20 protein-coding genes and 1 pseudogene are annotated in these 19,377 nt (G+C 69.6%); 16 read left to right on the top strand and 5 right to left on the bottom strand.

Annotated features, from left to right (window positions below; genetic code table 11):
• Nucleotides 1-167: 167 nt before the first annotated feature.
• Entirely contained in the window at nucleotides 168-1,010 is an 843-nt protein-coding gene (gene whiG / locus RKD20_RS12830; RefSeq protein WP_424877854.1) for an RNA polymerase sigma factor WhiG, read from the top strand.
• A 105-nt stretch (nucleotides 1,011-1,115) separates the two neighbouring features.
• A complete protein-coding gene (locus RKD20_RS12825) occupies nucleotides 1,116-1,673 on the top strand; it encodes a TetR/AcrR family transcriptional regulator (protein ID WP_424883207.1) in 558 nt (185 codons plus the stop codon).
• 124 nt (nucleotides 1,674-1,797) lie between these two features.
• Here RKD20_RS12825 and RKD20_RS12820 read toward each other — a convergent pair whose 3' ends face one another.
• Nucleotides 1,798-2,379 carry a M23 family metallopeptidase gene (locus RKD20_RS12820; RefSeq protein WP_424877853.1) on the bottom strand — a complete coding sequence of 194 codons (582 nt, stop codon included), beginning with the start codon at nucleotides 2,377-2,379 and terminating at the stop codon, nucleotides 1,798-1,800.
• A gap of 272 nt (nucleotides 2,380-2,651) precedes the next feature.
• On the opposite strand from RKD20_RS12820, the gene rpsB reads away from it, so the two are divergent.
• The 9 genes from rpsB (at nucleotide 2,652) to RKD20_RS12775 (ending at nucleotide 9,983) form a co-directional block, all read left to right on the top strand.
• Nucleotides 2,652-3,593 (top strand): 30S ribosomal protein S2, encoded by a 942-nt coding sequence (gene rpsB / locus RKD20_RS12815; RefSeq protein WP_424877852.1) that lies wholly within the window; start codon nucleotides 2,652-2,654, stop codon nucleotides 3,591-3,593.
• 182 nt (nucleotides 3,594-3,775) lie between these two features.
• The gene (tsf, locus tag RKD20_RS12810) at nucleotides 3,776-4,612 is read left to right on the top strand and encodes a translation elongation factor Ts (RefSeq protein ID WP_424877851.1); all 837 of its coding nucleotides are present in this window, start codon (nucleotides 3,776-3,778) and stop codon (nucleotides 4,610-4,612) included.
• A gap of 187 nt (nucleotides 4,613-4,799) precedes the next feature.
• On the top strand, nucleotides 4,800-5,558 hold the full coding sequence (gene pyrH, locus RKD20_RS12805) for a UMP kinase (protein WP_020120963.1): 759 nt from the start codon (nucleotides 4,800-4,802) through the stop codon (nucleotides 5,556-5,558).
• Nucleotides 5,559-5,706: 148 nt separating this feature from the next.
• Nucleotides 5,707-6,264, top strand: a complete 558-nt coding sequence (gene frr / locus RKD20_RS12800; RefSeq protein ID WP_020120962.1) for a ribosome recycling factor — start codon at nucleotides 5,707-5,709, stop codon at nucleotides 6,262-6,264.
• A complete protein-coding gene (locus tag RKD20_RS12795; protein WP_424877850.1) occupies nucleotides 6,264-7,433 on the top strand; it encodes a phosphatidate cytidylyltransferase in 1,170 nt (389 codons plus the stop codon). Before frr ends, RKD20_RS12795 begins: the two co-directional genes overlap by 1 nt.
• Nucleotides 7,434-7,649: 216 nt before the next feature.
• Complete coding sequence (locus RKD20_RS12790; protein ID WP_424877849.1) at nucleotides 7,650-7,979, top strand: ESX-1 secretion-associated protein; 330 nt, start codon at nucleotides 7,650-7,652, stop codon at nucleotides 7,977-7,979.
• Nucleotides 7,976-9,112: a WXG100 family type VII secretion target gene (locus tag RKD20_RS12785; protein WP_424877848.1), complete on the top strand. Its 1,137-nt coding sequence runs from the start codon at nucleotides 7,976-7,978 to the stop codon at nucleotides 9,110-9,112. The genes RKD20_RS12790 and RKD20_RS12785 overlap by 4 nt, the downstream gene beginning before the upstream one ends.
• A complete protein-coding gene (locus RKD20_RS12780; RefSeq protein ID WP_424877847.1) occupies nucleotides 9,109-9,372 on the top strand; it encodes a hypothetical protein in 264 nt (87 codons plus the stop codon). The genes RKD20_RS12785 and RKD20_RS12780 overlap by 4 nt, the downstream gene beginning before the upstream one ends.
• A 404-nt stretch (nucleotides 9,373-9,776) precedes the next feature.
• A complete protein-coding gene (locus tag RKD20_RS12775) occupies nucleotides 9,777-9,983 on the top strand; it encodes an Imm32 family immunity protein (protein WP_424877846.1) in 207 nt (68 codons plus the stop codon).
• Between the two features lie 69 nt (nucleotides 9,984-10,052).
• Here the strand turns inward: RKD20_RS12775 and RKD20_RS12770 are convergent, their stop codons facing one another.
• Nucleotides 10,053-10,346, bottom strand: a complete 294-nt coding sequence (locus RKD20_RS12770) for a hypothetical protein (RefSeq protein ID WP_424877845.1) — start codon at nucleotides 10,344-10,346, stop codon at nucleotides 10,053-10,055.
• A 732-nt stretch (nucleotides 10,347-11,078) separates the two neighbouring features.
• On the opposite strand from RKD20_RS12770, the gene rlmN reads away from it, so the two are divergent.
• From rlmN to RKD20_RS12745, 5 genes and pseudogenes are all read left to right on the top strand, one after another.
• On the top strand, nucleotides 11,079-12,185 hold the full coding sequence (gene rlmN, locus RKD20_RS12765) for a 23S rRNA (adenine(2503)-C(2))-methyltransferase RlmN (protein ID WP_020120953.1): 1,107 nt from the start codon (nucleotides 11,079-11,081) through the stop codon (nucleotides 12,183-12,185).
• Between the two features lie 127 nt (nucleotides 12,186-12,312).
• Entirely contained in the window at nucleotides 12,313-13,389 is a 1,077-nt protein-coding gene (locus RKD20_RS12760; RefSeq protein WP_424877844.1) for a thiamine ABC transporter substrate-binding protein, read from the top strand.
• On the top strand, nucleotides 13,365-15,035 hold the full coding sequence (locus RKD20_RS12755) for an ABC transporter permease (protein WP_424877843.1): 1,671 nt from the start codon (nucleotides 13,365-13,367) through the stop codon (nucleotides 15,033-15,035). Before RKD20_RS12760 ends, RKD20_RS12755 begins: the two co-directional genes overlap by 25 nt.
• Complete coding sequence (locus RKD20_RS12750) at nucleotides 15,035-16,060, top strand: ABC transporter ATP-binding protein (RefSeq protein WP_424877842.1); 1,026 nt, start codon at nucleotides 15,035-15,037, stop codon at nucleotides 16,058-16,060. Before RKD20_RS12755 ends, RKD20_RS12750 begins: the two co-directional genes overlap by 1 nt.
• A 25-nt stretch (nucleotides 16,061-16,085) precedes the next feature.
• Nucleotides 16,086-16,859 (top strand): annotated as a pseudogene (locus RKD20_RS12745) (maleylpyruvate isomerase family mycothiol-dependent enzyme); the annotation flags it as partial.
• A 62-nt stretch (nucleotides 16,860-16,921) separates the two neighbouring features.
• Here the strand turns inward: RKD20_RS12745 and RKD20_RS12740 are convergent.
• From RKD20_RS12740 to RKD20_RS12730, 3 genes are all read right to left on the bottom strand, one after another.
• The gene (locus tag RKD20_RS12740) at nucleotides 16,922-17,620 is read right to left on the bottom strand and encodes an LAETG motif-containing sortase-dependent surface protein (protein ID WP_424877841.1); all 699 of its coding nucleotides are present in this window, start codon (nucleotides 17,618-17,620) and stop codon (nucleotides 16,922-16,924) included.
• 141 nt (nucleotides 17,621-17,761) lie between these two features.
• A complete protein-coding gene (locus RKD20_RS12735) occupies nucleotides 17,762-18,883 on the bottom strand; it encodes an LOG family protein (protein ID WP_424877840.1) in 1,122 nt (373 codons plus the stop codon).
• Between the two features lie 36 nt (nucleotides 18,884-18,919).
• Nucleotides 18,920-19,339 (bottom strand): VOC family protein, encoded by a 420-nt coding sequence (locus tag RKD20_RS12730; RefSeq protein ID WP_424877839.1) that lies wholly within the window; start codon nucleotides 19,337-19,339, stop codon nucleotides 18,920-18,922.
• Nucleotides 19,340-19,377: the final 38 nt, after the last annotated feature.

Raw genomic sequence — 19,377 nt, 5'->3', positions numbered from 1 at the left:
CAGGGCGACGGCCGCGGCTCGCGGGAGAGGTCCACGGAACGCATCCGGGGGTGAATCCGAGCCCGCTGTTTGCGCACTGCGACTCCTCAGTCACGCTACGCTCACGGGGATTCCGACGCACATCACGTACATCGCGTACTTCACGGCAGAACGGCACAAGGCGACGCATGCCCCAGCACACTTCCGGGTCCGACCGGGCGGCCATCCCCCCAGCCGCCCGTGACGGTGGCAGCGTGCGGCCGCCCGCTCCCTCGACGCTCGACGAACTGTGGCGGTCGTACAAGACGACGGGGGACGAGCGGCTGCGCGAGCAGCTGATCCTGCACTACTCACCGCTCGTGAAGTACGTCGCCGGACGGGTGAGCGTCGGTCTGCCGCCCAACGTCGAGCAGGCGGACTTCGTGTCCTCGGGCGTCTTCGGGCTCATCGACGCGATCGAGAAGTTCGACGTCGACCGGGAGATCAAGTTCGAGACGTACGCGATCACCCGGATCCGCGGCGCGATGATCGACGAACTGCGGGCACTGGACTGGATCCCGCGGTCCGTGCGGCAGAAGGCGCGCAACGTCGAGCGGGCGTACGCGACGCTGGAGGCGCGGCTGCGACGGACGCCCACGGAGGGGGAGGTCGCCGGCGAGCTGGGAATCGCGGTCGACGATCTCCATGCCGTCTTCAGCCAGTTGTCGCTGGCCAACGTCGTGGCCCTGGAGGAGCTGCTGCACGTCGGCGGCGAGGGCGGCGACGGGCTGAGCTTCATGGACACGCTGGAGGACCCCGCCGCCGACAACCCCGTGGAGGTCGCCGAGGACCGGGAGCTCAGACGGTTCCTCGCACGGGCCATCAACACGCTGCCCGAGCGGGAGAAGACCGTGGTCACTCTGTACTACTACGAGGGGCTCACGCTCGCCGAGATCGGGAACGTGCTGGGAGTGACCGAGAGCAGGGTCAGCCAGATCCACACCAAGTCGGTGCTGCAACTGCGGGCGAAGCTGGCCAGTTTCGGTCGCTGACCCGGCCTGGCGGCCCTCCGGTGAGGGCGGCTCGGGCGGAGTGACTCCCGTCCGCAGTGGTGCGTCCGTACAGTGGTTGACGTGCCAAGGATTCGAGCGGCCTCCGTGGCCGAGCACCGGTCGATGCAGCGAGCCGCCCTGCTGGACGCGGCTCGCTCTCTGCTGTCCGAGGGCGGGACGGAGGCGCTGACCTTCCCGGCTCTCGCCGAGCGGACGGGGCTCGCGCGGTCGTCCGTGTACGAGTACTTCCGGTCACGGGCCGCCGTGGTCGAGGAGCTGTGCGAGGTCGACTTCCCCGTGTGGGCGGCGGAGGTCTCGCAGGCGATGGCCGCCGCGGAGGGGGCGCAGGCCAAGGTCGAGGCGTATGTGCGACGGCAGCTGACGTTGGTGGGGGACCGGCGGCATCGGGCCGTCGTCGCCATCTCCGCGAGCGAGCTGGACGCGGGGGCCCGGGAGAAGATCCGCGCGGCACACGGCGGACTGGTCGCGATGATCGTCGAGGCGCTCGCGGAGATGGGGCACGAGCAGCCTCGGCTGGCGGCGATGCTGGTGCAGGGAGTGGTGGACGCGGCGGTGCGGCGGATCGAGCTGGGGGCGGCGGAGGAGCCTTCGGTGATCACCGAGGCCGCGGTCTCCATGGTGCTGCGGGGCGTGCGCGGCTGAAGTGCGCTGTCGGCCTGCCAGGTGTGAGGGCGGCTGTCCGGTGCGGGTCCGTGGTGGCTGGGCGCGCAGTTCCCCGCGGCCCCTTGGGCGCGTGCAGCCGAACGCCTCTTGAACGGTACGGAGACTACGTCGGTACGGGCACCCCCAGGACGGGGAGCAACCTGGACGGGCCTCTCCGTAGCAGCCATGGCGGAAGCAAAGCCAGAGGGTCCAGGTAGGTCTCGCCTCTCAGCAGACCCCAATGCACACACGTGGTCGGGCAGTGGGAGCCCGTCGGCTCCACCACCCCCACCACCTCGCCCGCCGCCACCTCGTCGCCCTTCTGCACCGACGCCGTCACCGGTTCGTAGGTCGTGCGAAGGTCTGTGCCCGTCAGTTCCACCGAGACGACCGCCTTGCCCGCCACCCGGCCCGCGAAGGACACCCGGCCCGCCGCTACCGCCCGCACCGGGGTGCCGGCAGGTGCCGCCAGGTCCACGCCCCGGTGTCCGCGGCCGTACACCGTCGCCGGTGGTTCCCAGCCGCGCAGGACCGTCGGCCGGGTGCCCACGGGCCAGGTGCGCCCGACCCCCGGCACCGAGGCGTCCGTGATCGTGGCCGTCGGCGTCAGGGCGGCCTGCTCAGGCGCGGGTGCCGGTGCCGTCAGGAACAGCAGAAACCCCAGCACCAGCCACGTACCGCATCGTCCGCATCGCTTCGCTCGCATGCGGAAACCGTCCCGCACCCGCCACGGTCGTGACCGGTCCCTGTGGACTACTCCCGGGTTGTGGACAGCGGCGTCACCCGGTACCCCGCCGGTCCCGTACACTTCTTCTGGCGATCCGGGTCACCGGGTCGACTTCGCACGCCCCGACACCACGCCGTCACGCGGTCGGTGTCAGCGCCTCTCGGTCCTTTGCGGCAAGGCGCGTCGCGGGCGTCAGGCGCGGGTGCCCTCCGGTACCCGCGGTACAACCGAGAACACCAAGGAGAACGGCCATGGCCGTCGTCACGATGCGGGAGCTGCTGGAAAGCGGCGTCCACTTCGGTCACCAGACCCGTCGTTGGAACCCGAAGATGAAGCGCTTCATCTTCACGGAGCGCAACGGCATCTACATCATCGACCTGCTCCAGTCGCTGTCGTACATCGACCGCGCCTACGAGTTCGTCAAGGAGACCGTCGCCCACGGCGGCACGGTCATGTTCGTCGGCACGAAGAAGCAGGCGCAGGAGGCCATCGCCGAGCAGGCCACCCGCGTCGGCATGCCCTACGTCAACCAGCGCTGGCTGGGCGGCATGCTCACCAACTTCTCGACCGTCTACAAGCGTCTGCAGCGCCTCAAGGAGCTCGAGCAGATCGACTTCGAGGACGTCGCCGCTTCCGGTCTGACCAAGAAGGAGCTTCTCGTGCTCTCGCGCGAGAAGGCCAAGCTGGAGAAGACCCTCGGTGGTATCCGCGAGATGTCCAAGGTGCCCAGCGCCGTCTGGATCGTGGACACCAAGAAGGAGCACATCGCGGTCGGCGAGGCCCGGAAGCTCAACATCCCGGTCGTCGCCATCCTCGACACCAACTGCGACCCCGACGAGGTCGACTACAAGATCCCGGGCAACGACGACGCGATCCGCTCCGTCACCCTGCTCACCCGCGTGATCGCCGACGCCGTCGCCGAGGGCCTCATCAGCCGCTCGCGCGTCGCCACCGGTGACAAGGGCGAGAAGGCCGCGGGCGAGCCGCTCGCCGAGTGGGAGCGCGACCTGCTCGAGGGCGGCGAGAAGAAGGCCGAGGAGGCTCCCGCCGCGGAGGCCGCCGAGGCTCCTGCTGCCGAGGCTCCGGCCGCTGAGGCCCCCGCTGCCGAGGCTGAGGCCCCCGAGGCTGAGGCGGCTCCGGCTGCCGAGGCTCCCGCCGAGGCCGCTCCGGCCGCGGACGCCGAGCAGGCCTGACCCGTCAGCGTCAGGGGTGACGGCGGGAGCGGAACCGCATTCATCAGCGCCTCCGGCGCGGTGAACTCCGCTCCCGCCGTTCACCCGTAGGTCGGCGGAGAGTCGGCGGCCCCTGGCTGTATGGGGGCCGTAGACCCCGTAGATCTTCGATCTTCCAGACTTCGAGAAAGATTCACAGACTCATGGCGAACTACACCGCCGCCGACGTCAAGAAGCTCCGTGAGCTCACGGGCGCCGGCATGATGGACTGCAAGAAGGCGCTGGACGAGGCCGCGGGCGACGTCGAGAAGGCCGTCGAGGCGCTCCGGATCAAGGGCCAGAAGGGCGTCGCCAAGCGCGAGGGCCGCTCCGCCGAGAACGGCGCCGTGGTCTCGATCATCGCCGACGACAACTCCTCCGGCGTCCTCGTCGAGCTGAAGTGCGAGACGGACTTCGTCGCCAAGGGCGAGAAGTTCCAGGCCGTCGCCAACCAGATCGCCGAGCACGTCGCCGCGACCTCCCCGGCCGACCTGGAGGCCCTGCTCGCCTCCGAGATCGAGGCCGGCAAGACCGTCCAGGCGTTCGTGGACGAGGCCAACGCCAACCTCGGCGAGAAGATCGTCCTGGACCGCTTCGCGCAGTTCGGTGACGGCTTCGTGACCGCGTACATGCACCGCACGATGCCCGACCTGCCCCCGCAGATCGGTGTCCTCGTCGAGCTGGACAAGCCGAACGCCGAGGTCGCCCGCGGTGTCGCCCAGCACATCGCCGCCTTCGCGCCGAAGTACCTCTCCAAGGAGGACGTGCCGGCCGAGGTCGTCGAGTCCGAGCGCCGCGTCGCCGAGGAGACCACCCGCGCCGAGGGCAAGCCCGAGGCCGCCCTGCCGAAGATCGTCGAGGGTCGCCTCAACGGCTTCTTCAAGGACGCCACGCTGCTCGGTCAGCCGTACGCGCTCGACAACAAGAAGTCGGTCCAGAAGGTTCTGGACGAGGCCGGTGTCACCCTGAAGCGCTTCACGCGCATCAAGGTCGGCATCTGAGTCCGTACCGCGAGCGACGCGCGGGCCCGATAGGGTCGTCAGCAGTCGTCCGGTACGCCGCCACGCACGCGCGTGGCGGACGACAGCAGATCTGACGAGGAGGCCATTGCCGCGCATGGGATGCGAACCAGTTCCCACCGGCAGTGGCCTTCTTCGTATGTGCGACAGGTGAAAGAGGCGGGATCCCATGACCACCAAGGCCCAGAAGAGCGACGACGGCAAAGTACGCGGCCGGTTTCTGCTGAAGCTGTCCGGAGAGGCGTTCGCCGGTGGCGGGGGCCTGGGTGTGGACCCCGACGTGGTGCACAAGATCGCTCGTGAGATCGCCGCCGTCGTCCGGGACGGCGCCGAGATCGCCGTCGTCATCGGCGGCGGCAACTTCTTCCGTGGTGCCGAACTCCAGCAGCGCGGCATGGACCGTGCCCGCTCGGACTACATGGGCATGCTGGGCACCGTGATGAACTGCCTCGCCCTCCAGGACTTCCTGGAGAAGGAGGGCATCGACAGCCGGGTGCAGACCGCCATCACCATGGGCCAGGTGGCCGAGCCGTACATCCCGCTGCGTGCCGTGCGCCACCTGGAGAAGGGCCGCGTCGTCATCTTCGGCGCCGGTATGGGCATGCCGTACTTCTCCACCGACACCACCGCCGCGCAGCGCGCCCTGGAGATCGACGCCGAGGCGCTGCTCATGGGCAAGAACGGCGTGGACGGGGTCTACGACTCCGACCCGAAGACCAACCCCGACGCGGTCAAGTTCGACTCCCTCGGATACGGCGAGGTCATCACCCGTGACCTGAAGGTCGCCGACGCCACGGCGGTCACGCTGTGCCGCGACAACAAGCTCCCGATCCTGGTGTTCGAACTCCTGGCGGAGGGAAATATCGCCCGAGCCGTCAAGGGTGAGAAGATCGGCACGCTTGTGGGTGAGCAGGGCAGCCGGGACTGACCCGGGGACGGACCCGGTCCCTGACCGGGGGATGGACAATGTCCTGCCGGTCGGGAACCGTGCAGGAAGAAGACGCGACGCAGCCGGCCGCCGCCCCCAGGCAGATGGAACAGCAGCCGGGCCTACTCAAGACACGCAGGAGCAAGTGGTGATCGAAGAGACCCTCCTCGAGGCCGAGGAGAAGATGGAGAAGGCCGTCGTGGTCGCCAAGGAGGACTTCGCCGCGATCCGCACCGGGCGTGCGCACCCGGCGATGTTCAACAAGATCGTGGCCGACTACTACGGTGCGCCGACGCCGATCAACCAGCTGGCTTCGTTCTCCGTTCCGGAGCCGCGCATGGCCGTGGTGACCCCGTTCGACAAGACCGCCCTGCGCAACATCGAACAGGCGATCCGCGATTCCGATCTGGGCGTCAACCCGAGCAACGACGGCAACATCATCCGCGTGGTGTTCCCCGAGCTCACCGAGGAGCGCCGCCGCGACTACATCAAGGTCGCCAAGGCCAAGGCCGAGGACTCCCGGGTGTCCATCCGCTCCGTCCGCCGCAAGGCCAAGGACTCGATCGACAAGCTCGTCAAGGACGGGGAGGTCGGCGAGGACGAGGGCCGCCGTGCGGAGAAGGAGCTCGACGACGCGACGCACAAGTACGTCGCCCAGGTGGACGAGCTCCTCAAGCACAAGGAAGCGGAGCTTCTCGAGGTCTGATGAACGACTCTTCCTGGGCGACGCCGCCTCACACCGGGTACTGGGGGCCGTCCGACCAGGGGCCTGTCCAGGGGGCTGCCCCGGCGGGTCCCGCGTACGATGCGCATGACGCGCAGCACACTCGCCCCATGCCCATCGTGCCCGACGGACCCGCTGTGCCCCGGTACGGCGACGACCAGGATGACGACCGGGGGGCCGCTCGGCTGAGTGGTCCCCTGTTCCGGGACGACACGTTCCGGGACGAGACGTTCCGTGAAGAGACCGCATCGGCGCAGCCCCACCCGGCGGCGCCGCAGAAGCAGAATCCGGAGCCCATGCCCGACTCCTCGCAGCCGGCGCCCGCGCCGCAGAAGAAGAGCGCGGGGCGGGACCTGGGTGCGGCCATAGGGGTCGGCGTCGGGCTCGGCGCGGTGATCATCGCGTCGCTGTTCTTCGTCAAGGCCGCGTTCGTCGGCGTGATAGCGGTCGCCGTCGTGGTCGGGCTGTGGGAGCTGACGAAGCGGCTGGAGGAGCGCAAGGGCATCAAGGCGCCGCTCGTGCCGCTGGCGCTCGGCGGGGCCGCGATGGTCGTCTCGGGGTACGTCCGGGGCGCGGAGGGTGCCTGGGTCGCCATGGCGCTCACGGCACTCGCGGTCCTCGTCTGGCGGATGACGGAACCGCCGGAGGGCTACCTCAAGGACGTCACGGCGGGCGTCTTCGCGGCGTTCTACGTCCCGTTCCTGGCCACGTTCGTCGCGATGATGCTGGCGGCCGAGGACGGGGCGGCACGCGTCCTGACCTTCCTGCTCCTGACAGTCGTCAGCGACACCGGCGCGTACGCGGTCGGCTGGCGCTTCGGCACCCACAAGCTCGCGCCGCGCATCAGCCCCGGCAAGACCCGCGAGGGCCTGGCCGGAGCGGTGGCGTTCGCGATGGCCGCGGGCGCGCTGTGCATGGAGTTCCTGATCGACGACGGCGTCTGGTGGCAGGGCCTGCTGCTCGGGCTCGCGGTCGCGGCCAGCGCGACGCTGGGTGACCTCGGCGAGTCGATGATCAAGCGGGACCTCGGCATCAAGGACATGGGCACGCTGCTGCCGGGCCACGGCGGCATCATGGACCGCCTGGACTCCCTGTTGCCGACGGCACCGGTGGTGTGGCTGCTGCTGGTGCTGTTCGTGGGCAGCGGCTGACGTTCGACGGTGAGCGAGGGGCGGCAGCGACGGCTGCCGCCCCTTTGCGTTTCGTCACAGCAGACATGGTGGAGGCCTGTCGTTGTAGGCAAGGCGGAGCCCAGGGCGGCGCAAATTGTGTGTCAGGCCTTGCTTCGCATACGTAAAAGGAGCCGCTTCCGCGGAATCTCGTCCGGGATGCTGACCGTCGCGTCGGTTTTCGAACGGGGGAGCGGGATGAGCGAGCAGTTCGGGGTGGACCCCGAGACATTGACGGATCTGGCGGGCCGGTTCGACCGGGAGGCGACGGGGCTCGCCGGGCCCGTCGGGACGTTCTCTGGCAGCGCGGCGGAGATCGGGCAGGCATTCGGGCTGCTGGGGGCCTGTGACGGTGCGTCGGAGAAGTACCGGCAGCTGTTGGAGAACACCGTCAAAGCGCTCGGACATCTGCCGGACGTGCTCAGGGGCGACTGCGACCGGCTGCGGCTGAACGCCACCCACTACGCGGACTCGGATCGGACGGCCCTCGGCTATGTGCGCTCCGCGGCCTCGGGCCGCCGTCCGTGAGCATCAACGACTGGATCGACGGCAAGGTCCTGGAGATCCTCCAGGCCGCCGGTGTGGAACTCCCCGGCGGCGACGGCGACACCCTCCGGGCCATCGCCCGTTCCTGGGATGCCATGGGCACCGAACTGACGGATGTCGTACGGGCCATGGACTCCGCGATCGCCGGGGTCGACAAGCAGGGCTGGCACGGGGCCGCCCGGGACGCCTTCGAGAAGCACTGGGGCGAGCAGAGGAAGGTCGTCCAGGACGTCGCCGCCAACTTCCACCGTGTCGCCGATGGCCTGCGGTCCTACGCCGACGAGATCGACGGGATCAACAAGGAGATCATCGACATCTGCGTCGAGATCGCCGAGATGGAGATCGCCGGGGTCGCGCTGTCGTTCTTCACGGGTTTCATCTCCGACCTCGTCGCGAACACGGCGGTGGCGGCGCGGGTGGCCAGGATCGTGGACCTGGTCCGGCTCTTCACGGCGGCGGCGGAGCGGGTGACGGGCCTCCTGGAACGGTTCTCGGGGCTCAGCGCGGAGACCGTCGCCACGCTGGAGCGGATGCTCACGGCCGTGGCCAGGGTCGCCGCGACCTTCGCCAAGACGGGGCTGGAGAGCTTCACGACGAACTTCGTGGCGGACTCGGGAAGCATCATGGTGACCCAGGCCGTGAACGGGCAGCCGGTGACCGTCGGCGCCGACCTCAGGAACGGCGCGCTGCTCGCGGGCGGTACGGCGGGGTTCACCGCGGGAGCCGGCGCCGTCGGGGCCCGTCTCACCGGGGTGGCCGGAGATCTCCTGCGCGGGGAGGGTCTGCTCGGCACCGCGGTCAACGGTGCGTTCGGCAACGTGGCGGGTGGTCTGACAGCCGACTACGCGAACGGCCAGGACGCGTCGACCATGGGCCAGGACGCGCTGACCAACGCGGTCGCCGGGGCCGCCGGAAACGCTCAGAACCACGGGGTCAACCACGCCCTGGAGGAGCACGGCAGCCTCGGTGGGGAACACCTCAGCGAGCAGGGCAGGCTCGCGGACGGAGCGTTCAAGAACACCGTGGGCACCACCCTCAACACCGGCGTCTACGCCGCCGCCTCCGGTATCGAGGCCGATATCCAGGACCTGACGAAGGACGAGAACGACAAGTGAGCCTCCTCGGCGGAACGGCCCTCGCGGCCGTGTTCACCCCGAATCCCGACCACTCCTCCTCCTGGTCCGGCTTCTTCGGCTTCCTCGCCCTCGCCATCGGCTGTGCGATCGCTCTCATCGGCCTGTACGCGGCGATCAGCACCTGGCGCGGCCTGGAGCCCTCGCGCCGCCGCGGACAGGTACTCCCGGTCACCCTCACGGGCGGGTGCTTCGTGGTCGTCGGCGCGGCGGTCGCCGCCCTGGGCGTGTGGATCTTCTGAACGCGACTCCGGAACCCGGTGGGCGTACACCCGTAGCGTCATTGCCGGGTCGGAGGACATGGATTCCGCGATTGCTCCGCCGGACGATCCCGTCGGCCGTGTTGGTGAAGATCAGGCGGCGCTCGGTGAGCGGCCCGTCCGGCCTCATCCACGGCAGGGTGATTGCCACTGGCGGGTGACTCGTGATGTGCCTTGTTGCCCTTGGGCGGCGCGAAGACGGCGATGCCACGGATCAGCTTGACCTGAGTGGGACACGAACCATGGCTCGGTAAGGCTCGGGCGGTGCATCGCGGACCGCACGCACCTGGGGCGGGAGCCAGGGCACGGCCGCGGCGGTGGAGGCAGCGGGCGGGCGGACCGACGCAGCCGAGCACGGGTTCTGGGCCGGGCGGTAGCGTGGCGCCATGGATGAACCTCGGATCAAGGTGTATGGCTCAGCCACCGAAATCACCATTGCAGGCAACGCAGCCGGACTGCGGGATCTCGCAGAGCGACTCACTGGTCTTGCTGATCCGGAGCTCCGAGGCGGCTACCACGAACATCTTGAGGGTGGCATCAATCTCGAGGACGGATCGATCAGCCTGATCTTGGAGCGAGACGACAAGGCGTAGTCGGGGGCACACGGGGAACCGCGGCACGGCACGGCACTCAGCGCCAGGCAGGCCCGAGATGGTCCAGTGCTAGCCCATCACCACTTTGAACGCCTGGTAGATCTTGGGTTCCGTTTCGGGGATCCCGGCTTCCCGCAGCAGAGGGGCAAGCTCCGCGCCGAACTGCCGAAACGCCTCCTCGGACTCCCACACATCCGTCACGAACCAGCCGGTCGGGCTGGGGCCGGTGGCGTGGGAGATCAGACCCGCTACCGGCCAGTCCGAGGCCTTCTCAAGACCGCGCCCCTCGGTCATCTTGTTGGTGACCTGCTCGTACTGGGCCTGAGTAGTGCCCGGAAAGTCAAACGTGATGATGATCGCCATGGGGACAACCGCTCTCGGTCGAAGGCAACAGCTACTGCTCTGAGCTCACCAGTGCGAGAAGGAGGCTGCCAGCGGAGCAGGGCCGTCTGCATGCATCTCGATGTCGCCGGCAGCCGAGACCTCCGCTGCGGAGCCACGTCCTGGCCGGATCGCCCCTTGTGCGCCCTTCGTGTACGTGTCACACAGTTCAGTGGCGTGACCTGGGGGAGGGTCGGGCGGCATGCCGGCGCGCTTGCTGTCGCGGTTCCGGTGCACCTGGCCAAGGCGCACGGGAAGGCTCATGCCGCGCACCTCGCTGCGGGTCTGAAGAAGCGGAGTCCGCACGGTCTCGCGCTTGCGGGCGTGGTGCGCGAGAACCTGGCGGAGACGGCGCGCCGGCTGGGTGAAGCCGTAAGAGACGTACTCGTATCCGTTCCGGTACGCGGACAGGCCGAGGCCACTGGACCGAGCCCGATTGCCCGCCAACGGAAGCCCTGTTCCATGTCGACGAGGACTTGGCGACCGAGGAGTACCTGGGCTGCACGAAAGCATTCTCCCGGTCGCTCCAGTGCAGGTGGAATGACGGGTGATGGCGTCGCTGCCCGGGCAGGGTCGGCCGATGGCTGACTGAGTCCTGGGCCTTGCCCGGGCCGTCCTAAGCCGACCAACGCCGACAGACGGCACCCACAGGTGACCACCCCCACCCCGCTCCGGCCTGGGCCCCCGCTGATGATCTGCCACACTGGAAGGGTTATGCCTGCACCCGGAGAACTCACTTTCGTCGCCCCCCGCGGAGCCAAGAAGCCGCCGCGGCATCTCGCCGATCTCACGCCCGCCGAACGCAAAGAGGTCGTGGCCGGGATCGGGGAGAAGCCGTTTCGTGCCAAGCAGCTCTCGCAGCACTACTTCGCGCGGTACGCGCACGACCCCGCGGAGTGGACGGACATCCCGGCCGGGGCGCGCGGCAAGCTCCAGGAGGCGTTGCTTCCCGAGCTCATGACCGTCGTACGGCATCTGTCGACCGACCAGGGGACCACGCGCAAGACGCTGTGGCGGCTGTTCGACGGGACGCTCGTGGAGTCGGTGCTGATGCGGTACCCGGACCGGGTGACCATGTGCATCAGCTCGCAGGCCGGGTGCGGGATGAACTGTCCGTTCTGCGCCACCGGCCAGGCGGGGCTCGATCGCAATCTGTCCACCGCCGAGATCGTCCATCAGATCGTGGACGGGATGCGGGCGCTGCGGGACGGGGAGGTGCCGGGCGGGCCCGCGCGGCTCTCCAACATCGTCTTCATGGGGATGGGCGAACCGCTCGCCAACTACAAGCGGGTGACGCAGTCCATTCGCGCGCTCACCGATCCCGCTCCCGACGGGCTCGGGCTGTCGCAGCGGGGCATCACCGTGTCGACCGTGGGACTCGTGCCGGCCATTCACCGGTTCTCCGACGAGGGCTTCAAGTGCCGGCTCGCGATCTCCCTGCACGCGCCGGACGACGAGCTGCGCGACACCCTGGTCCCCGTGAACACCCGGTGGAAGGTGCGCGAGGTCCTCGACGCCGGGTTCGAGTACGTCGAGAAGAGCGGGCGTCGGCTGTCCATCGAGTACGCGCTGATCCGGGACATCAACGACCAGGCATGGCGGGGCGACCGGCTCGGACGGCTGCTCAAGGGCAAGCCCGTCCACGTCAACCTCATCCCGCTGAACCCGACCCCCGGGTCCAAGTGGACCGCCTCCCGGCCCGAGGACGAGAAGGCGTTCGTCGAGGCCATCGCCGCCCATGGTGTGCCGGTGACCGTCCGGGACACCCGTGGACAGGAGATCGACGGGGCCTGTGGCCAGCTCGCGGCCACCGAGCGGTAGTCTGACGGCCGTACGTACATCTTCATATCCGACAGGGGAGCGCAACAGCGCTGAGAGTGCGGCAATCGGGCCGCAGACCCTCTGAACCTCGCCCAGGTCATTCTGGGTAGGAAGTTCGGTCATCACCGTGAACAACAAGAAGTTTTTCGCTGCCGTCGTCGGCCTCGGCCTGGTCACGCTGTCCGCGTGCGGATCCTCCGACGGCGGCGGCTCCGGCTCCGAGTCCAAGACCGTCACCCTCGTCAGCCACGACTCCTGGGCCGTCTCCAAGAGCGTCCTCGCCGACTTCGAGAAGAAGTCCGGCTACAAGGTCAAGGTCCTGGAGGACGGCGACGCCGGGCAGGCCGTCAACAAGGCCATCCTCACCAAGGACAACCCGCAGGGCGACGTCTTCTTCGGCGTCGACAACACCCTGCTCTCCCGCGCGCTCGACAACGGGCTCTTCCAGTCGTACGAGGCGAAGGGCGCCGACCGGATCAAGGCCGAGTACCGGGTCGACCAGGGCAAGCACCGGGTCACGCCCATCGACAGCGGCGACATCTGCGTCAACTACGACAAGGCCTGGTTCACCGCGCACAAGCTCCAGCCGCCGACGTCGTACGACGATCTGGTCAAGCCCGCCTACAAGAACCTCCTCGTCACCGAGAACGCCTCCACCTCCTCGCCGGGCCTCGGGTTCCTCCTCGGGTCCGCCGCGAAGTACGGGGACGACGGCTGGCAGGGGTACTGGAAGAAGCTCAAGGCCAACGGCGTCAAGGTCGTCGACGGCTGGGAGCAGGCCTACAACGAGGAGTTCTCCGGGTCGGCCGGCGGCAAGAAGGCCAAGGCCGACCGGCCGCTCGTCGTGTCGTACGCCTCCTCGCCGCCCGCCGAGGTGATCTACGCCGATCCGAAGCCGAAGACCGCCCCCACCGGGGTCGCGCAGGGCACCTGCTTCCGGCAGACCGAGTACGCCGGGCTGCTGAGCAACGCCAAGAACACCAAGGGCGGCAAGGCGTTCCTGGACTTCCTGCTCACCAAGGAGTTCCAGCAGGACATGCCGCTCAACATGTTCGTCTACCCGGTCGTGGACGGCGCCCAGGTGCCGGCCGAGTTCACCGAGTACGGCCCGCAGGCCAAGGATCCCGAGACCATGGACCCGGCGAAGATCGCCGACAACCGTGACGACTGGGTCAAGTCATGGACCTCGCTCGTACTGAAGTAAGGCCCCGCCAGGGCTTCAGGAACGCGGCGGCCCGGCTCGGTCTTGTGGCCGTGCCCGTCGCGTTCTTCGCCGTCTTCTTCGCCTATCCCGTCGCCGCGATCGTCACGCGCGGACTCAAGACCGGCGGGACCTGGCAGTTCGGCAGGATCACCGACGTCCTCGCGCAGCCGGACATCCGGCACGTCCTGTGGTTCACGACCTGGCAGGCGCTCGTCTCCACCGCGCTCACGCTCCTGGTCGCACTCCCCGGCGCGTATGTCTTCGCGCGCTTCGACTTCCCCGGCAAGCAGGTCCTGCGGGCCGTGGTCACCGTCCCCTTCGTGCTGCCGACCGTCGTGGTCGGTACGGCCTTCCTGGCGCTCGTCGGCCGGGGCGGCCTGCTGGACGAGTGGTGGGGCGTACGGCTGGACACCACCGTGTGGGCGATCCTGCTGGCGCACGTCTTCTTCAACTACGCGGTGGTCGTACGGACCGTCGGCGGACTGTGGGCCCAGCTGGACCCGCGTCAGGAGGAGGCCGCGCGAATGCTGGGCGCTTCCCGGCTCGCCGCCTGGCGGACCGTCACGCTGCCCGCGCTCGCGCCCGCCGTGGCGGCCGCCGCGCTGATGGTCTTCCTCTTCACCTTCACCTCCTTCGGCGTCGTGCAGATCCTCGGCGGTCCGACCTTCTCGACCCTTGAGGTGGAGATCTACCGCCAGACCTCCGAGATCTTCGACCTCTCCACCGCCGCCGTGCTGACGCTGATCCAGTTCGTCGCGGTGGGCGCGGTCCTCGCCCTGCACGCCTGGACCGTACGGCGCCGGGAGACCGCGCTGCGGCTCGTGGACGCGTCCATGACCGCCCGGCGCCCGCGCGGCGCGGGGGAGTGGGGGCTGCTGGCCGGGGTCGTCGGCAGCATCGCCGTCCTGCTGTTCCTGCCGCTCGCCGTGCTGGTGCAGCGTTCGCTCGACGCCCCCGACTTCGGCTACTACCGGGCGCTGACCCGCTCCGACGGCGGGGTCTTCCTCGTCGCGCCGATCGAGGCGGTCGGGAACTCGCTGGAGTACGCCCTCGCCGCGACCGCCATCGCGGTGGTGGTCGGGGGGCTCGCGGCGACCGCGTTGACACGGCGGGACGCGGGGCGGTTCGTGCGGGGCTTCGACGCGCTGCTGATGCTGCCCCTCGGGGTGTCCGCGGTGACCGTGGGCTTCGGGTTCCTGATCTCCCTCGACGAGCCGCCGCTGGACCTGAGGCAGTCCTGGATCCTGGTGCCGCTCGCGCAGGCGCTGGTCGGGGTGCCGTTCGTCGTGCGGACCATGCTGCCCGTGCTGCGGGCCGTGGACCACCGGCTGCGGGAGGCCGCGGCCGTGCTCGGGGCCTCGCCGTGGCGGGTGTGGCGGGAGATCGATCTGCCCATGGTGCGGCGGGCGTTGCTGATCGCGGCGGGCTTCGCCTTCGCCGTGTCGCTGGGCGAGTTCGGGGCGACCGTGTTCATCGCACGGCCCGACAACCCGACGCTGCCGGTCGCCGTGGCCCGGCTGCTCGGCCGGGCCGGCGACCTCAACTACGGCCAGGCAATGGCCCTTTCGACGATCCTGATGGTGGTGTGCGCGGTGGCGCTGCTGATCCTTGAACGGCTGCGGACCGACCGGACCGGGGAGTTCTGATGCTGCTGAGCCTCCAGGACGCGACGGTTCGGTTCGGCGGCCGGGCCGTGCTCGACGGGGTCGGTCTCGAGGTCGCCGAGCACGAGATCGTGTGCGTGCTCGGGCCCAGTGGCAGTGGGAAGTCGACCCTGCTGCGGGCGGTTGCCGGACTCCAACCCCTCGACGCCGGGCGGGTGTTGCTCGACGGACACGACCAGGGCGGGGTGCCCGCGCACCGACGCGGGGTCGGGCTGATGTTCCAGGACCATCAGCTGTTCCCGCAGCGGGACGTGGGCGCCAACGTGGCCTTCGGGTTGCGGATGCACGGGGCCGGCAAGGGTCAACAGGACGAGCGGGTGCGGGAGTTGCTCGACCTCGTCGGCCTTCCGGGAGCCGGCCGGCGGGCGGTGGCCGCGCTCTCCGGCGGTGAGCAGCAGCGGGTCGCGCTGGCCCGGGCGCTCGCCCCGCGGCCCCGGCTGCTGATGCTCGACGAACCGCTCGGGCAGCTGGACCGTTCGCTGCGGGAGCGGCTGGTCGTCGAACTGCGGGAGCTGTTCGGGCGGTTGGGCACCACCGTGCTCGCGGTCACCCACGACCAGGGCGAGGCCTTCGCGCTCGCCGACCGGGTCGTGGTGATGCGGGACGGACGGATCGCCCAGTCCGGCACGCCTCTTGAGGTGTGGCAGCGTCCGGCGGACGAGTTCGTGGCCCGCTTCCTCGGCTTCGAGAACGTGGTCGACGGGACGGTGACCGGCGAGGCGGCGGACACCGCGTGGGGCAAGGTGCCGGTGCCTCCGGGAGCCGCCCAGGGGCCCCGGAGCGTGCTGGTGCGGCCCGCGGGAGTACGGCTCGTGGCAGCCGAGGAGGGGCTGCGCTGCACGGTCGCCGCACGCACCTTCAAGGGCACACATGTCGCCGTACAACTGCACCCCTCGGAAGGTGACGGGCCGCGGTTGGAGGCCGCGTGTGCGCTGCGCGAGGCTCCGGAGGTCGGGGACGCGGTAGGGGTGGAGTTCGACGCGGCCGAAATTGTCGTGCTGGGCTGACGGGGACAGACCTACAGTGCGGGGCATGACCCTGCTCCCGCACGACCGCTACTGCGACGAGATCGCCCACCAGGTCGGCCTGCTGAGGACCGTGGTGACCTCCGGGGCCGACCTGTCCGCCACCGTGCCCACCTGCCCGGACTGGTCGCTGGAGCGGCTGGTGCGGCACACCGGGGGCGCCCTGCGCTGGGCGGAGTCGATGGTGCGGACCCGGGCACGGGAGGCGGTGCCCGAGGACCGGGTGCCCTTGGGGGAGGGGCCCGGGGACGCGGCCGATCTCGACGCGTGGCTCGCCGAGACCGGCGACCTGCTCGTCGCCACGCTCCGGGAGGCCGGCCCGGACGCCGAGGTGTGGTCCTGGGCCGGGATTCCGACCTCGGGTTTCTGGGCCCGCCGGATGACCCACGAACTAACGATCCACCGCGCCGACGCCACGCTCGCCGCCGGGCAGCCGTACGAGGTCGCTGCGGACATCGCCGCCGACGCGATCGACGAGTGGCTCCAGATCGTCGAGTTCGTACAGCGGACCATGCCGCACGACGCGGCGAGGGAGCTGCGCGGCCCCGGCCGCAGCATCCACCTGCACGCCACCGACGGAACGTGGGGGACGGTGGTCGAGCTCACCGAGGACGTCATTGTCCGGCGGCCCGGGCACGAGAGGGCGACCGTCGCGCTGCGCGGCCCGCTGACCGCCGTGCTGCTCGCCTTCTACCGTCGACTGCCCCTGGACAGCCCGGAGTTGGAAGTGCTCGGGGAGCGGGAGCTGCTGGACTTCTGGCTGGAGCGGGCCACGTTCGGGGAGGTCGTGGCTGTGGCCCGCCCCCACCGGGGACGGGCCACAACGGTCGGTCGGCTACGGCGTCAGCGGCTGCCGGCGCCACGACGGCGCAGGCCGAAGAACACCGCGCCGCCACCGAGGGCGACCAGGGCGATGGCGATCCCCGCGATCAGGCCGGTGTTGGAGTTCGCACCGGTCTCGGCGAGGTTGGAGTCGCCGGCCGCGGGCGACGGGGCGTTGCTCTCGACGGTCGCCGGAGCGGTGGTGCCCTCGGAGGCCGACGGGGTCGGGGTCGGGGACTCCTCGGCCGGAGTGCTGGCGGAGTCCGACGGAGGGGGCGTGGGCGTCGGGGTCGGCGTGTCCTCGGTCTTGCAGGCGGTCGCCGAGGTGGTCAGGTTGGGCGTGATGTCCTCGCCCTTGATGTAGGGCAGGGCCTCGACGTGGATGCGGTACTCGGCGTTGGGCGCCCAGTCCTCCTCGAAGGTGATGGTGGTGCCCTTCTTGGAGCCCTTCACCGTCTGCTCGCCGACCTTCTTGGCGTCGGCGCCGTTGTTCTGCAGGTACACCGAGACAGTGGCCTCGACACCGGACTTGTCCACGTCAGTGACGGTGATGATGCCCTTTTCGCCGTCGCACTTGGCTTCGGCGGAGAACTCCTTGATGTTGCAGGCAAGGGCGTTGCTGGAGGCGCCGAGCACGATCGCGGTCGAGGCGGCGGCGACGCCGAGGAAGCGCGCGGCGCGGGAGGTGCGGCGGGATATGGGCGTGAATGCCACGTTCATCCTTCACGGGGTGCGCAAATGCGGGGGGTGGAAAGGATGGTGATGTGTCATCACCATCCCCACGAGTCTCACAGGTCTATAAGCGCTGCATAAGAAGTGTCAACGTGTGGGCGCCCTGCAACCGCTGGATTTACCTTCTTATTACATGGCGAGACGTTTCAGCGCCGCCGGAGCGTCCTCGATCCGGTCAACCAGGGCGATACGGGACTCCATCGACCGCTCCCGCGCGAGGGCCTGGAGCAGCGGCCAGGTGGGCAGCTTCTCCGTCCAGTGGACGCGGTCGACGAGGACCATCGGCGTGGGTTCGCCGCGCGACTCGTAGTAGTTGGGCGTCGCGTTGTCGAAGATCTCCTGCACGGTGCCTGCGGCGCCCGGCAGGAAGACCACGCCCGCGTTCGAGCGGGCGAGCAGACCGTCCTCGCGGGTGGCGTTGGCGAAGTACTTGGCGATGTGCGAGGCGAAGGCGTTCGGCGGCTCGTGCCCGTAGAACCAGGTCGGGATGCCGACGGAGAGGCCGCCGCGGGGCCGGCGGGCGCGGATCTCGAAGGCGGCGCGCGCCCAGTCGGTGATCGAGGGCGTGAACGACGGTGCCTTGGCGAGGAGCTCGCACGCCTCGTCGAGCACGGCGTCCTCGAAGGGGGCCGCGTAGGCGCCGAGGTTGGCCGCCTCCATCGCGCCCGGACCGCCGCCGGTGGCCACGGTGAACCCGGCGCGGGCCAGTTCGCGGCCGAGACGGGCGGCACCGGCGTATTCGCGTGTCCCGCGGGCCATCGCGTGGCCGCCCATCACGCCCACGACCCGTGCGCCGCGCAGGAGTTCGTCGAGGGCGTCGGAGACGGCGTCGTCGTGCAGGGCGCGGAGCGCCGACGCGTATATGTCGCCGTCGGCCCTGGTCCGCTGGAACCAGGCGTAGGCCAGGGCGTCGGGAGTCTGCTCGTAGCCCTTCTCCAGCCCGTCGAACAACTCGTCGGGGGAGTACAGCAGTCCGCGGTACGGATCGAAGGGCAGGTGCGGGACGGGCGGGAAGACCAGCGCGCCGTCCGCGCGGAGCTTCTCCGCGGCGCTCTCCCGCATCGGGCAGCCGAGGAACACGGCGCCCGAGGTGTCGGTGGCCAGCAACTCTCGTGTCCGGTCCGTCAGATCGACGGACTGGACCCGGAAGCCGGTGAGGGTGCCGCGGGCCGGTACGACCGCGTCGAACTCCTCCAGCGTCTCGATCTCACGGTCGTCGTGGTGTGCCGCGTGGGCGGGGCTCGTCTGCACCCGCCCATGCTCGCACGCCGGATTCCGGCCCGGGGGTCAGCCCTGGATCGCCGCCGGGTCCATCCACACGACCTCCCAGCCGTGGCCGTCCAGGTCGTTGAAGGAACGGCCGTACATGAATCCCTGGTCCTGCACGTCGTCGTTGGCCGTACCCCCCGCGGCGACGGCCTTCTCGACCAGCTCGTCCACCTTCGCGCGGCTCTCGGCGCTCAGGCAGAGCAGCACCTGGCTGGTCTTCGTCGGGTCCGCGATCTCCTTCTTGGTGAAGGTCGCGTAGAACGGCTTCGTGAGCAGCATCGCGACGATGGTCTCGCTGATCACGACGGAGGCCGCTTTGTCGTCGCTGAACTGTTCGTTGAGCGTGTAGCCGAGCCCCGTGTAGAACTTCTTCGAGGCGTCGAGGTCGTTCACGGGCAGGTTGACGAAGATCATCTGCTGATAGGCAGGCGCGGTCATCGGAGTCTCCCATCGGGTGCGTGCTGTACGCGGGGGTA

Source organism: Streptomyces sp. SLBN-8D4, from assembly GCF_049739545.1.
GTDB lineage: Bacteria > Actinomycetota > Actinomycetes > Streptomycetales > Streptomycetaceae > Streptomyces > Streptomyces canus_C.
Note: the sequence above shows the minus strand (reverse complement) of the source record. Positions and strands in the feature narration are given on the sequence as shown.